The sequence below is a fragment of the Dactylosporangium sp. CA-139066 genome (assembly GCF_050936175.1).
In the GTDB taxonomy this organism is placed as follows: Bacteria; Actinomycetota; Actinomycetes; order Mycobacteriales; family Micromonosporaceae; genus Dactylosporangium.
In genome coordinates, this window is the sequence record NZ_JBNJNH010000001.1 from 1,116,322 (window position 1) to 1,130,009 (window position 13,688).

A 13,688-nucleotide genomic window follows, 5' to 3' on the forward strand; every position below is an offset into this window, starting at 1 on the left:
GCAACTGGGCTAAAGCTGCCTTAAAGAATCGCCCTACATCTGGGTGTGCCCGGCGGCGCACGCGTCGACGACCGGCTTGAACGCGGCGATCTCCTTATCGGTGATCTTCAGCTCGGTGTACAGCAGCGGGCCGCCGTCGAGGCTGACCCAGGCCGGGAACACGTACGGCTTCTTGATCTCGCCGAGGGAGTGCGGCGTGCAGCGCTCGCCGTCGACGATGATCGGGATCGACACCTCGTCCTGGCCGGGCTTGAGCACCGCGTACGGCTTCGGGGTCCGCTCGCGATCCGGCGTCGGCACGACCTCCAGCAGGATGCTGCCGACGAACTCCTGCAGCGTGATCGTGCCCTGGAAGCCGGTGCGGTGCACCACGACCGTGCCGGTGACCCAGCCGCTGGGCAGGTGCGTCCACGGGCCGAAGGTGAACGTCGCCTGCCGGTCGAGGTACGCCTGCTGGCAGTCGATGCCCAGCAGCTTGTCGAGCATCGGGTTGGGGTACTGCAGCGGCAGCCGCACCTGCTGCACCCGGCCGTCCTCGGTCTGCACGGTCAGCGCCACGAACGACGCCTGCGCCTTCGGCGTGAGCTCGTCGCCGGTGCAGATGCCGGTGCCGTACAGCAGCGGCACGTCGACCTGCAGCCCGCCCGGCGGCAGCCAGGCGTTGGGCGTCACCGTCTCGGCGCCCTTGAACGACGGCGCCTGCAGCTCGACCCGGGACACCACGAGCTTCGACGGCCCGTCGTTGTGCATGGAGACCTGCACGGAGTGCCGGACCTCGTCGACCCGGCCCTGGGTCACCTCGACCCGCATCGCGATGCGGTCCTGGGCGGGCACCGCGTCCGCGGCGGAGGCACCCTCGGCGCCGCGCGGCGAGGGGCCGTGCCCGGCGAGCGCCGCACCGCCGAGCGAGACGAGCACGAGCAGCGCCACCAGCAGCATGCGCCTCATGGGCGCCTATGTTGGCACAATCCAGTGCAACATGGCACGGGCCGCGTCCAGAACGAGATCTCGGTCGTACGTCAGCGCGTAGGTGAAGCGCCGCTCGGCGTCCGGCCCGGTGTCGGCGAGGTCGCGGGCCACGAGCGCGCCGGCGAAGTGCGGCCCGACGACGATGACGTTCCACTCGCCGCGCAGCGGGTCGTCGCCGGCCAGCGCGGTGCCCCGCACGCCCGGCACGGGCGCGCTGGGCAGCTCGGTGCCGAGGACGGCGACCAGGGCGGCGGTCTCGGCGATGGCGGCGTAGCGGCGCGCGGTCGCCGGCGTGAGGTACCGGCCCTCCTGGAACGACGCGAGCAGCATCGGCGGCTCCGCCGGGTCCTGCGCCTTCGCCTCCAGGTAGCGGCTCAGCGGCAGCAGCATCCGCTTCGTCGCCTCGGCGGTCGGCCGGCGCGCGGCCACGATCTCGTACGGGGTGCGCCCGCCCGGCGACGACGGCGGCGCGACGAACGGCACGCCGAGCGGGCAACGCCGCCCGGCCACGTCCGGCGGCAGCGGGCCGGGCCGCCCGAAGAGCCAGCCCTGCCCCAGGGTGGCGCCCATGCCCAGGGCCGCGGCCAGGTGCGCCGGCGTCTCGACGCCCTCGGCGAGCACCGCGCCGCCGGAGCGCTCGGCGTAGGCGACGACGGCGTTGACGACCCGGGCCGCGTAGGCGCCCTGGGCGTCCTGCGTCAGGTGCCGGTCGAGCTTCACGACGTCCGGGTGCACGAACGGCATCACCGACAGCGACGCGGGCTCGGCGCCGACGTCGTCGAGGGCGACGCCCCAGCCGGAGCCGCGGCACGCCTCGGCCGCGGTGAGCAGCGCCGCCGGGTCGTGGCCGATCGCCCGCTCGGTCATCTCGGTGACGACCCGCAGCCGCAGCTGGGCGTCGAGGATCGTCGGGGCGAGATCCGGCGGGCAGGGCACGCCCAGTGCGGCCGGCTCGGCGTTGACGAACAGGGTGAGGCCGGCCGGCAGCCCGGCGTCGATCGCCGCCCGGTACGCCGCGGCCCGGCACACCCAGTCGAGCTCGGCGAGGCGGCCGCGCTGCGCCGCCGCCTCGAACAGCCGCAGCGGCTCCTCCCACGGGGTGCCGGCCGGGCCGCGGGTCAGCGCCTCGTAGCCGACGACCTCCTGTCGCCGGTGGTTCCACGAGTCCAGCCGGACGATGGGCTGGAAGACGGTGGTGACCGCGCGGGCGTCGAGGACGTCCTCGACCGTGCGGATGATGGTGGTGCGGCCCTCCATGTCCCTCGCTTCGGCCCCGACGACCTGCATCTGAGGGTTTCACCGGTTCGGGGTAGGTTGTGCCCCGATGGGTAGCTGGCGGGAGATCATCGACGGGATCGCGGAGAACGGGGACTTCGGCGCGGCCCGGCTCGTGCGCGACCCGCGCCGCAAGGGCGGCTGGACCCTCCTGGTGGAGGAGGTGCAGCAGTCGTACGTCGACACGCGCGACCCCACGTACCTGTACTTCGAGTACACGCGCCGCATCGGCTCCGTCATCGACACCGTGGCCGCCGAGGGCGCGCCGCTGCGCGTGCTGCACCTGGGCGGCGGCGCGTTCACGTTGCCCCGCTACATCGCCGCCACCCGCCCCGGCTCGAAGCAGGTCGTCGTGGAGCGCGACCGCCGCCTGGCCGCCTTCGTCCAGCGCGTGCTGCCGCTGCCGGAGGACGCGGGGATCGACATCGTCTTCGGCGACGCCCGCGAGACGGTCGCCGGCCTGGAGCCCGCCGCCTACGACCTGATCATCGGCGACGTCTACGACGCCGCCCAGATGCCCGAGAGCGTCTCCGACGTCACGTTCGCCGCCTCGGTGGCCCGCCTGCTGGCCCCGTCCGGCGTCTACGCCCTCAACGTCGCCGACCTGGCCCCGCTGGCCTTCTCCCGGGCCCAGGCCGCGACGCTGCGCACCGCCTTCGCCGACGTCTGCCTGATCGTCCGCCCGGAACTCCTCCGCGGCCGCCGCTTCGGCAACGTCGTCTTCGCCGCCGCCAAAGAACCGGACCGCCTCCCCGCCGCCAGGCTCGCCGCGATCGCCGCCCGCGACCGCCAGCCCGCCAAGGTCGTGACCGGCGCCGCCCTCGACCTCCTGACCGAGGGCACAGCCCCCGTCCGCCTCGACGAGTAGCCGCGCGCTAACGCGCACAAAGCTCGACGAGGAGCCGCGCGCTAACGCGCACAAAGGAAGTGTCCTCCGTCACACAGGCCCGGCGCCGTCCGCACGGCCGCGACCACCGGACCGTGGGGTTTCCGGGGGCTCGGCCCCCGGAGAAAACATGACAAGCGACCCGGTCCGCGCATTCCGCGGACAGGGTTCACCCGAGCGCGTGCCCCGGGTGGGATTCGAACCCACACTGTCGGAGGTTTGAGCTCCGTTCCTCTGCCGATTGGGATACCGGGACGTCTACGCCGCACCAGGGTACCCACTACTCTGATCGCGACGGTAACCGCCGTCGGACGTGTCGGATCGGATCGGGAGAGGCCAGTGGCCGAGGTGCAGAGCCGTCGGGTGCTCATCGCGGAAGACGAGGCGCTCATCCGTCTTGACCTCCGGGAGATGCTCGTCGAGGAGGGCTACGACGTCGTCGGTGAGGCCGGCGACGGCGAGACGGCCGTGCGCCTTGCCGAGGAGCTCAAGCCCGACCTGGTGATCCTGGACATCAAGATGCCGATCATGGACGGGCTCGCGGCGGCGGAGAAGATCGCCGGCGGGCGGATCGCGCCGGTCGTCATCCTGACCGCGTTCAGCCAGCGCGACCTGGTCGAGCGGGCGCGGGCGGCCGGGGCGATGGCGTATCTCGTCAAGCCGTTCCAGAAGAGCGACCTCGTGCCGGCGGTGGAGATCGCCGTCTCCCGTTACGCGGAGTTGTCGCAGCTGGAGTCCGAGGTGGCCACGCTGACCGACCGGCTGGAGACCCGCAAGGTCGTCGAGCGGGCCAAGGGGCAGCTCATGGCGACGTACGGCATGAACGAGCCGCAGGCCTTCAAATGGATCCAGCGGACCGCCATGGACCACCGCATGACGATGCGGGAAGTGGCCGACCGGATCATCGCCGAAACGGCGGGCGGAAACACCAACGTAACCGCCGAGTCCTGACCTTTTACCTGCGCACGGCGTGTGTCGCGGCACTTTGCTCAGCATCGAATAACGGCTTGGTAACGGCCCGCAATTGTGTTGCGGGGCGGGCTATGATCCCGCAGTCCCGAGGGTCGGGACAGGGCTGCCCCCACAGCAATGGCCCAGCCATCACCGTTGATTCGAGGAGCACCATTGCGTAGAGCCGTGATCATGCTCACGGCCTTCCTGGCCTGCGTGATGCTCTCCTTCGGCGTGAGCGCCACAAGCGCCTGGGCCGACGGAGAGTCACTGCAGGGAACGTTGAAGAACGGCGACGCGCCGGTCGCCGGGGTCAAGATCAAAGCGTTCAAACAGGACGGCACGCCCGTCGGCGAAGCAACCTCCGACGCCCAGGGCAAATGGAGTATCCCGGTCCCCGGTTCCGGAACGTATCGGGTGGACCTCGACCAGTCGACGCTTCCGTCGGGCGTGACGGTGAGCAACGGCCGACCCAGCCTCTCCCCGCCCGTGGCCGACGGCCAGGCCAGAAACGTGCTGTTCCCGCTGTCGAGCGGGACGGCGGCCAACCAGCCCGGGCAGAACCAGCCCGGGGCGCCCAAGGCGCCGTCGAGCTGGGACCGCTATGCCGACCTGCTGTACTCGGGCCTGCACTTCTCGCTGATCATCGCCCTCGCCGCGCTCGGCATCTCGCTGATCTTCGGCACCACGGGCCTGACGAACTTCGCCCACGGTGAGCTCGTCACCTTCGGCGCGCTGATGGCCTTCCTGTTCAACGTGACCATCGGGCTGCCGCTCATCGTCTCCGGCATCATCGCGGTCGCCATCGGCGCCATCGTCGGCTACTTCCAGGACAGACTCTTCTGGGGCTGGCTGCGCAAACGCCGCACCAACCTGGTCACGATGATGATCATCTCGATCGGTCTGTCGCTCGCCGTGCGGTACATCTTCCTGTACTTCTTCGGCGGCGAGTCGCGCGCCTACGCCGAGTTCAACGCGCAGCCCGGCCAGTCGTTCGGGCCGTTCCTCATTGCGCCGAAGAACCTCGTCTGCGACGCGATCGCGATCGTGGTGCTGGTCGCGGTGTCCTGGGCGCTGCTCGGCACCCGGCTGGGCAAGGCCACCCGCGCCGTCGCCGACAACCCGGCGCTCGCGGCGGCCTCCGGCATCAACGTCGACCGCATCATCCGGCTCGTCTGGACGCTCGGCGGCGGCCTGGCCGCGCTGGCCGGCGTGATCCTGGGCATCTACCAGAACGTCGGCTACCAGATGGGCTTCCAGATCCTGCTGCTGGTCTTCGCGGCGGTCACGCTCGGCGGCTTCGGCACCGCGTGGGGCGCGCTCATCGGCAGCCTGGTGATCGGCCTGTTCATCCAGTTCTCCACGCTGTGGATTCCGACCGAGTTGAAGACCATCGGCGCGCTCGGGGCGCTGATCGTGATCCTGCTCTTCCGGCCGCAGGGCATCCTGGGCCGCCGGACGCGGATCGGCTGAGGGGGACGCGATGAACTGGCACAGCATCTTCAGCGTCTCGCTGGAAGCGATCATCGGGTCCACCACCATTGCATACGCGCTCGCGGCCATCGGCCTCAATGTCCACTTCGGCTACACTGGCCTGCTCAACTTCGGCCAGTCGGCCTTCGTGGGCGTGGGCGCCTACGGCATCGCGATGACCGTCGCCACGTTCGACATGCCCCTGTGGGTCGGCGTCGCCGTCGGCATCGGCGCGTCGATGATCCTCGCGCTGCTGCTCGGCATACCGACGCTGCGGCTGCGCGCCGACTATCTGGCCATCGTGACGATCGCCGCGGCCGAGATCATCCGGCTCATCTACCGGGCCACCGGCCTGCACAAGTGGACGGGCGCGTCCGACGGCCTGCAGGGCTTCTCGCAGGACTTCTACGACCTCAACCCGTTCAAGGGCAGCGGCGGCATCGACATCTTCGGTCTCGTCAGCTTCACCGACCGCGAGACGTGGGTGCTGGTCGTCGGCTGGGTGCTGGTCGCGCTGAGCTGCCTGTTCGTGTGGCTGCTCATGTCCAGCCCGTGGGGCCGCGTGCTCAAGGCCATCCGCGAGGACGAGGACGCCGTGCGCAGCCTCGGCAAGAACGTCTTCTCCTACAAGATGCAGTCGCTGGTCATCGGCGGCGTCATCGGCTGCCTCGGCGGCTTCGTCTTCGCCCTGGACCGGGCGGCGGTGCAGCCGGACACCTACGGCACGGAGTTCACGTTCTTCGCGTACACCATCGTCATCCTCGGCGGCGCGGCCCGCGTCTTCGGCCCGGTCGTCGGCTCGGCGATCTTCTGGGTGCTGATCGTCTTCATCGACTCGGTCATCTCCGAGGCGATCAACAACAAGGACGTCCCGTCCTGGCTGATCACCACCACCCAGGCCGGCTCGGTCCGCTACATCATCGTCGGCATCGGCCTGATGCTCATGCTGATCTACCGCCCGCAGGGCATCTTCGGCGACAAGAGGGAGGTCATGCTCGATGTCCGCTGAGAACTCCGCCGTCGCCGGCAAGGCGGCCACGGCCCGCGAACGGGCCGTGGCGGCGCTCGCCGACCTGCCGTGCGAGCCGGGCGTGCCCAAGCCGGACCCGATCCTCGTCGCCGACAACGTGGTGCGCCGCTTCGGCGGCCTCACCGCCGTCGACGTCAAGCACGTCGAGGTGCAGCGCGGCTCGATCACCGCGCTCATCGGGCCCAACGGGGCCGGCAAGACGACGTTCTTCAACCTGCTCACCGGGTTCGACGCGCCGGACGAGGGCAGCTGGACCTTCAACGGCAAGTCGCTGTCCGGCGTGGCCGCCCACAAGGTCGCCCGCGCCGGCATGGTGCGCACCTTCCAGCTGACCAAGGCGCTGTCGAAGCTCAAGGTCATCGACAACATGCGCCTCGGCGCGACCGGGCAGAAGGGCGAGGGCTTCTGGCGCGCGCTCGTGCCCGGCGTGTGGAAGCAGCAGGAGGCCGAGATCACCGCCCGCGCGGAGGATCTGCTCACCCGGTTCAAGCTCATCGCCAAGCGCGACGACTTCGCCGGCAGCCTCTCCGGCGGCCAGCGCAAGCTGCTGGAGATGGCCCGCGCCCTCATGGTGCAGCCGGAGATGGTCATGCTCGACGAGCCGATGGCCGGCGTGAACCCGGCCCTGACGCAGTCGCTGCTCGGCCACGTCAAGCAGCTGCGCGAGGACGGCATGACCGTGCTCTTCGTCGAGCACGACATGGACATGGTCCACGACATCAGCGACTGGATCATCGTCATGGGCCAGGGCGGCGTGATCGCCGAGGGCACCCCGGAGAAGGTCATGGCCGACCCGCGGGTCATCGACGCGTACCTGGGCGCCCACCACGACGGCGCGGTCAAGACCGTCGGCGGCGAGGAGATCGACGCCGGCGACCTGGCCGAGGGCGGCGAGGTGGCGCTCATCCCGGCCGTCGACGAGCTCGAGCAGGAGGCGGCGGCGGACTCGGCCGAGTCCGCCGCCGACGGAAAGGACCGGTCGTGACCGACATCGTCGATCTGCCCGAGGAAGAGGGCGAGGAGGCCCCCGCGCGGGGCAATGCCGTGGTCGACCGCACCGAGCACCTGAGCAAGGCCGATGGTGCGGTACTGCGGGCCGACGACGTCGTCGCCGGCTACCTGCCGGGCGTCAACATCCTCAACGGGGCCGACCTGTACGTGCACGACGGCGAGCTCGTCGGCATCATCGGCCCCAACGGCGCCGGCAAGTCCACGCTGCTCAAGGCCATGTTCGGGCTGGTGAACATCCGCTCCGGCGCGGTCACGCTGCGCGGGGAGAACATCACCAACCTCAAGGCGCACGCGCTGGTCGAGCGGGGCATCGGCTTCGTGCCGCAGACGAACAACGTCTTCGCCGCGCTGACCATCGAGGAGAACCTGCAGATGGGCACGTTCCTGCGGCCCAAGCGGTTCAAGGAGCGCTTCGACTTCGTCACCCAGCTGTTCCCGACCCTGGCCGAGCGGCGCAAGCAGCGGGCCGGCCTCATGTCGGGCGGCGAGCGGCAGATGGTGGCGATGGCCCGGGCCCTGATGATGGAGCCCACCGTGCTGCTGCTGGACGAGCCCTCCGCGGGCCTGTCGCCGGCGCTGCAGGACGAGGTGTTCTTCCGGACCAAGCAGATCAACTCGACCGGCGTGACGGTCGTGATGGTCGAGCAGAACGCCCGCCGGTGCCTGCAGATCTGCGACCGCGGCTACGTGCTCGACCAGGGCCGCAACGCCTACACGGCCTCGGGCGAGGGACTCATCAACGACCCGCGGGTGATCGAGTTGTACCTCGGGACGCTCGCCCGGGCCTGAACCAACGTTTTTGCGGGCTCAATCCCGCGTCGCCCACCACGGGCGGCGCGGGATTTTTCTTTACCCTCGCACCGGTGAATTCACGGCCTTTTTACAGCCCCGATCTTGCGCGTTGTTGTAACAATGCCGAGCTTGGCCGGGGCCGCGTTCCGGATGCGGAACAATTGTTGTCGCCGACTGAATATTGCCGGTCGTGACGTGGTTTCCCGCCGGCCCGCAGGCGCCCGGCGGCCGTAGGCCGCCGTGCTCTTGGCGCCGCGGACGTCGGGATTCCTTGCGGGAGGAACGGTCGTGCGTTGCTGCGCGGACCCGAGCCATGACCATCCCGCAGGGCGCCCGGCGGCCGTAGGCCGCCGTGCTCTGGCGCCGCGGACGTCGGGATTCCTCGCGGGAGGAACGGTCGTGCGTTGCGCGGACCCGAGCCATGACCATCTTGGTTTGTCGCTTTTTGGGCGTTTCCGGGGGGCGCTTCCGGAAACGGGAAAGGCCCCCGCCGCTCGCGCGACGGGGGCCTTTGTGGCCGTCAGGCTCAGATCTTGCCGCTCTGGTACTTGACGTCCGGGAGCAGCTTGTTGTCGGGGCCGTAGGTGTAGACACCGATGGTGGCCTCGGCCGGGTCGCCAGCGTCGTTGAACGAGATCGGGCCGCTGACACCGTCGTAGTCGATGTCCTTCTTGGCCTTGATCAGGTCGACGCACGCCTTGTAGGTCGTGCACTTCTCGCCGCCCTTGGAGACGGTGATGAGGTGCTTGGCGATCTCCGCCGGGTTGTCGCTGCCGGCCTCGGTCGCGGCCAGCGCGGCCAGCACGGTCGCGTCGTAGGACTCGGCGGCGTAGTTGAAGTCCTTCAGGTCCTTGTTGACCCCGAGGAGCTTCTGCTTGAAGTCGCCCTTGGCCTCGGCGCCCGGCTGGGTGCCCTTGTAGCCGTTCAGCGTGCCGGCCGGGAAGTCCTTCGAGTAGTCGGCGATGTTGCCGTCGACGAAGTACCACTTCTTGGTCTTGAGGCCCGCCTCGACCAGCTTCGGGACGATCTTCTTGGTCTCGTCGAAGCCGATGATCGCGATCGCGTCCGGGTTGGCCGCCTTGATCTTCGCCACGTCGGCCGAGAAGTCCGCGGCCTTCGGGTCGTAGGTGACCGACTCGACGACCTTGCCGCCGCCGCTCTCGATCTCCGCCTTGGCGTTCTGGGCCAGGCCCACGCCGTAGGAGTCGTTGAGGACCAGCATGCCGGTCGTCTGGTTGCCGTCCTGGACGATCAGGTCACCGAGCACGCGGCCCTGCAGGGTGTCCGGCGGCGCGGTGCGGAAGTACAGGCCGTGGTCGTTGTACGTGGTGAACGCCGTCGAGGTGTTCGCCGGGGAGATCTGGACGACGCCCGCACCGGTGATCTTGTCGATGACCGACAGCGAGACGGACGACGAGGCCGCGCCGATGATGACGTCGGTCTTGTCCGTGAGGAGCTTGTTGACCGACTGGGTGGCGATGTCCGTGGAGGTGTCGCCCGAGTCCATGTGCTGGATCTGCACGGGCTTGCCGTTCACGCCGCCGGCTTCGTTGATCTCCTTGATGGCGAGGTCGACGCCGGCGAACTCCGGGGGGCCGAGGAAGGCCAGCGAGCCGGTCTGCGGCAGGATCGTGCCGATCTTGAGCACGCCGTCACCGGCCGCCGCCGCGCCGGTGGTCGCACCCGTGGTGGGGCTGTCGGACTTGTTGTCGCCGCAAGCGCCAAGCACCAAGCAGGCAGCGCTCAGCACAGCGACGGAGCGCCATCCGAGATTGGGGCGGATCATCACCTGTCTCCTTTTTAACAGCGCGGTAGGCGTGGTTGCGCCTAGATGCCAAGACGCTGATGAAGGCACAACCTAATGACACTCACCGCGCGGCACTAGGCCTTCGGCCCAACACGCCCTAGGAAGTTGCGCAGTCGTAATCTTCCTGTTCGCAACCGCAACTGTGTTCGCATTGTCCGGGGATATTTCCGAGACCTGATCCGGACATCAGGGGCGAAACGGGCATCCGGGCCGCGAGGGAAAGTGTCGTACCCCCCGACTAGGCTCGCTAAGCGTGACGGGTTCTGACTCCAAGCTGCTGCTGCTCGACGGGCACTCGCTCGCCTACCGGGCGTTCTTCGCCCTGCCCGCGGAGAACTTCTCCACGCAGACGGGGCAGGTGACCAACGCCGTCTTCGGCTTCACGTCGATGCTGATCAACATGCTGCGCGACGAGCAGCCGACGCACATCGCCGTGGCCTTCGACGTCTCGCGGCAGACGTTCCGGCTGGAGAAGTATGCGGAGTACAAGGCCAACCGCGCCGCGAGCCGCCCCGAGTTCTCCGGCCAGGTGGACCTGATCAAGGAGGTGCTCAACGCCCTGCGCATCCCGTTCGTGGAGAAGCCGGGCTACGAGGCCGACGACGTGATCGCGACGCTGGCCCGCCAGGCCGCCGAGCAGGGCATGCCGACATCGATCATCACCGGCGACCGCGACTCGTTCCAGCTGGTCAGCGACACCGTCACCGTCCTGTATCTCAAGCGCGGCGTCACCGAGATGGACCGCATGACCCCGGCCCGGGTCGAGGAGCGCTACGGCATTCCGCCGTCGCTGTATCGCGACAAGGCCGCCCTCGTCGGCGAGGACAGCGACAACCTGCCCGGCGTGCCCGGGGTCGGCGACAAGACCGCCGCGAAGTGGATCGTGCAGTTCGGCGGACTCGACGGGATCATCGCCCGGGTCGACGAGATCAAAGGCAAGGCCGGCGAGAACGTGCGCGCCCACCTCGCCGAGGTCATGCGCAACTACGAGATCAACCAGCTGGTGGACGACCTCGAGCTGTCGGTCGGCCCGCTGGACCTGCGCTGGCGCGGGTGGGACCGCGAGGCCGTGCACCAGGTGTTCGACTCGCTCGAGTTCCGGGTGCTGCGGGATCGGCTGTATCAGTACCTCGACGCCGTCGAGCCCGAGGCCGAGTCCGGCTTCGACCTCGCCGGCGAGGTGCTGCACGGCGGCGTCGGCGCCTGGCTCGGCGAGCACGCCCCGGCCGGCACCCGGGTCGGCGTCGCCGTCGCCGGGAAGTTCGGCCGCGGCACCGGCGAGCTGTCCGGCATCGCGGTCGCCGTCGCCGACGGGCCGGCCGCGTGGTTCGACCCCGCCGAGCTCGACGCGGCCGACGACGCCGCGGTCGGCGCCTGGCTCGCCGCCGCCGACCGCCCGAAGGTCCTGCACGACGTCAAGCCGGCCCGGCTGGCCTTCCTGGCCCGCGGCTGGGACCTCGACGGCGTGGCGAGCGACACCGCCCTGGAGGCCTATCTCGCGCGCCCCGACCAGCGCTCCTACGACCTCAACGACCTCGCCCTGCGCTACCTCAAGCGCGAGCTGCGCGTCGACGCCCCCGAGTCCGGCCAGCTGACCCTCGAGGGCCTCGGCGGCAACACGGCCGAGGCCGAGGAAAACCTCATGCTGCGCGCCCGGGCCACCCTCGACCTCGCCGAGGCGCTCGGCGAGGAGCTGCGCCGCGACGGCGACTCCTCGGCCCGCCTGCTCGCCGAAGTCGAGCTGCCGCTGGTCACCGTCCTGGCCGAGATGGAGCGGTCCGGCATCGCCGCCGACACGGAGTATCTGAGCGAGCTCGAGGCCCAATTCGCCGCGGGCGTGAAGGCCGCCGCGCAGAGCGCCTACTCGGTGATCGGCCGGGAGTTCAACCTCGGCTCGCCCAAGCAGCTGCAGGAGATCCTGTTCAACGAGCTCGCGCTGCCGAAGACCAAGCGGATCAAGACCGGCTACACGACCGACGCCGACGCCCTGCAGGGCCTGTTCGCCCAGACCGGCCACCCGCTGCTCGAGCACCTCCTGCGCCACCGCGACGTCGCCAAGCTCAAGACGACCGTCGACGGCCTGCTCAAGTCGATCAGCGACGACGGCCGCATCCACACGACCTACTTCCAGACCGTCGCCGCGACCGGCCGCCTGTCCAGCACCGACCCCAACCTGCAGAACATCCCGATCCGCACCGAGGAGGGCCGGCGCATCCGCCGCGCCTTCGTCGTCGGCGAGGGCTTCGAGACCCTGCTGACCGCCGACTACAGCCAGATCGAGATGCGCATCATGGCCCACCTGTCGAAGGACGAGGCCCTGATCGAGGCGTTCAACTCAGGCTTCGACTTCCACGCCGCCACCGCCTCCTCGGTCTTCGCGGTCCCCGTCAACGAGGTCGTCCCCGACCAGCGCCGCAAGATCAAGGCCATGAACTACGGCCTCGCCTACGGCCTCTCCTCCTACGGCCTGGGCACCCAGCTCGGCATCACCCCAGCCGAGGCCACGGTCCTCATGGAGGAGTACTTCGCCACGTTCGGCGGCGTCCGCGACTACCTGCGCCAGATCGTCGCCCAGGCCCGCCGCGACGGCTACACCGAGACCGTCCTGGGCCGCCGCCGCTACCTCCCCGACCTCAACAGCGACAACCGCCAGCGCCGCGAAATGGCCGAGCGCATGGCCCTCAACGCCCCCATCCAGGGCTCGGCCGCCGACATCATCAAGGTAGCCATGCTCCGCGTCGACGCCGCCCTCCGCGCCGCGTCCCTTCGCAGCCGCATGCTCCTCCAGGTCCACGACGAACTCGTCTTCGAGGTAGCCGAGGGCGAACGCGAAACCGTCGAAACCCTGGTCCGCACCGAAATGGGCAACGCCTACCCGCTCGACGTCCCCCTCGGCGTCTCGGTCGGCATCGGCACCGACTGGAACGCCGCCGACCACTAGCCGCCCCCACCCACCGACGACGTCCGCGCCAGCCAGGCGGGGCCGGGCTCTCCGCCTGGAGTCCCCGCCCCGCTGGCGCATGCGCGGGCGGTGCCGTGCCCTGTGTCGGCACTGGCCGCGTGACGGCGCTCCGCGCACAGCCGAGGCCGCCCACCGCCCTGGCCGCGTGTCGCACCGGCTCCTCGCGCCCGTTGGCGGTTCGTGCCGCACCGGCTCCTCGGGCCCGGCGGCGGTTCGCGCTGCACCGGCTCCTCGGGCCCGGCGGCGGCTCGTGCCGCAAGCCCCTCGTCGCGGTCGCGGCTTGTGCTCCTCGCGCCGTGCCTGCCGTGCCGCCTCCCGGGTCGGTCCTCGCGCCGCTGGTCGTTCTGCGGGGGACTTGCGCTGCTCCGGTGGTGCCCCGTGTCCGGTCGTGCCCTGCCCGTTGCCGGCACCGCCCGCGCACAGTGCCGCCGTCTATGCGGGCGTCGCTGCACGAAGCCCAGCGCGAGGCCGGCTCCGGGCGCGCTCAGCGCAGCCGTACGTGGTTTCGGCGTGTCGTGCCCTCTTGCAACGC

General features: G+C 70.1%; 10 protein-coding genes and 1 tRNA gene. 7 read left to right on the forward strand and 4 right to left on the reverse strand.

The window, feature by feature from the left end; translation table 11 throughout:
* Window positions 1-33: 33 nt before the first annotated feature.
* Entirely contained in the window at window positions 34-948 is a 915-nt protein-coding gene (locus tag ACQEVU_RS05345) for a hypothetical protein (protein WP_433321339.1), read from the reverse strand.
* 6 nt (window positions 949-954) lie between these two features.
* Window positions 955-2,256, reverse strand: a complete 1,302-nt coding sequence (locus ACQEVU_RS05350; RefSeq protein ID WP_433321342.1) for a sensor domain-containing phosphodiesterase — start codon at window positions 2,254-2,256, stop codon at window positions 955-957.
* A gap of 37 nt (window positions 2,257-2,293) precedes the next feature.
* Between ACQEVU_RS05350 and ACQEVU_RS05355 the strand changes: the two genes are divergently transcribed.
* Window positions 2,294-3,112 (forward strand): spermidine synthase, encoded by an 819-nt coding sequence (locus tag ACQEVU_RS05355; RefSeq protein WP_433321344.1) that lies wholly within the window; start codon window positions 2,294-2,296, stop codon window positions 3,110-3,112.
* A 200-nt stretch (window positions 3,113-3,312) separates the two neighbouring features.
* Here the strand turns inward: ACQEVU_RS05355 and ACQEVU_RS05360 are convergent.
* Window positions 3,313-3,386 (reverse strand) — tRNA-Leu (locus ACQEVU_RS05360).
* A gap of 83 nt (window positions 3,387-3,469) precedes the next feature.
* Here ACQEVU_RS05360 and ACQEVU_RS05365 point away from each other — a divergent pair.
* From ACQEVU_RS05365 to ACQEVU_RS05385, 5 genes are all read left to right on the forward strand, one after another.
* Window positions 3,470-4,081, forward strand: coding sequence for an ANTAR domain-containing response regulator (locus ACQEVU_RS05365; protein ID WP_433321347.1), 612 nt, complete (start codon window positions 3,470-3,472; stop codon window positions 4,079-4,081).
* A gap of 174 nt (window positions 4,082-4,255) precedes the next feature.
* Window positions 4,256-5,554 (forward strand): ABC transporter permease subunit, encoded by a 1,299-nt coding sequence (locus tag ACQEVU_RS05370; RefSeq protein ID WP_433321349.1) that lies wholly within the window; start codon window positions 4,256-4,258, stop codon window positions 5,552-5,554.
* Window positions 5,555-5,564: 10 nt separating this feature from the next.
* On the forward strand, window positions 5,565-6,563 hold the full coding sequence (locus ACQEVU_RS05375) for a branched-chain amino acid ABC transporter permease (protein ID WP_433321352.1): 999 nt from the start codon (window positions 5,565-5,567) through the stop codon (window positions 6,561-6,563).
* A complete protein-coding gene (locus ACQEVU_RS05380; RefSeq protein WP_433321354.1) occupies window positions 6,553-7,569 on the forward strand; it encodes an ABC transporter ATP-binding protein in 1,017 nt (338 codons plus the stop codon). The genes ACQEVU_RS05375 and ACQEVU_RS05380 overlap by 11 nt, the downstream gene beginning before the upstream one ends.
* The gene (locus ACQEVU_RS05385; RefSeq protein ID WP_433321357.1) at window positions 7,566-8,384 is read left to right on the forward strand and encodes an ABC transporter ATP-binding protein; all 819 of its coding nucleotides are present in this window, start codon (window positions 7,566-7,568) and stop codon (window positions 8,382-8,384) included. Before ACQEVU_RS05380 ends, ACQEVU_RS05385 begins: the two co-directional genes overlap by 4 nt.
* A gap of 529 nt (window positions 8,385-8,913) precedes the next feature.
* Here the strand turns inward: ACQEVU_RS05385 and ACQEVU_RS05390 are convergent.
* Entirely contained in the window at window positions 8,914-10,173 is a 1,260-nt protein-coding gene (locus tag ACQEVU_RS05390) for an ABC transporter substrate-binding protein (RefSeq protein WP_433321361.1), read from the reverse strand.
* Between the two features lie 274 nt (window positions 10,174-10,447).
* Here ACQEVU_RS05390 and polA point away from each other — a divergent pair, with 274 nt between their 5' ends.
* A complete protein-coding gene (polA, locus tag ACQEVU_RS05395; protein WP_433321363.1) occupies window positions 10,448-13,135 on the forward strand; it encodes a DNA polymerase I in 2,688 nt (895 codons plus the stop codon).
* The last annotated feature ends 553 nt before the right edge of the window (window positions 13,136-13,688 follow it).

What these genes read in the sequence shown, in the direction of transcription:
- ACQEVU_RS05345 (WP_433321339.1), bottom strand. Translation starts at nt 948, where the DNA reads ATGAGGCGCATGCTGCTGGTGGCGCTGCTCGTGCTCGTCTCGCTCGGC.
- ACQEVU_RS05350 (WP_433321342.1), bottom strand. Translation starts at nt 2,256, where the DNA reads ATGCAGGTCGTCGGGGCCGAAGCGAGGGACATGGAGGGCCGCACCACC.
- ACQEVU_RS05355 (WP_433321344.1), top strand. Translation starts at nt 2,294, where the DNA reads ATGGGTAGCTGGCGGGAGATCATCGACGGGATCGCGGAGAACGGGGAC.
- ACQEVU_RS05375 (WP_433321352.1), top strand. Translation starts at nt 5,565, where the DNA reads ATGAACTGGCACAGCATCTTCAGCGTCTCGCTGGAAGCGATCATCGGG.
- ACQEVU_RS05380 (WP_433321354.1), top strand. Translation starts at nt 6,553, where the DNA reads ATGTCCGCTGAGAACTCCGCCGTCGCCGGCAAGGCGGCCACGGCCCGC.
- ACQEVU_RS05390 (WP_433321361.1), bottom strand. Translation starts at nt 10,173, where the DNA reads ATGATCCGCCCCAATCTCGGATGGCGCTCCGTCGCTGTGCTGAGCGCT.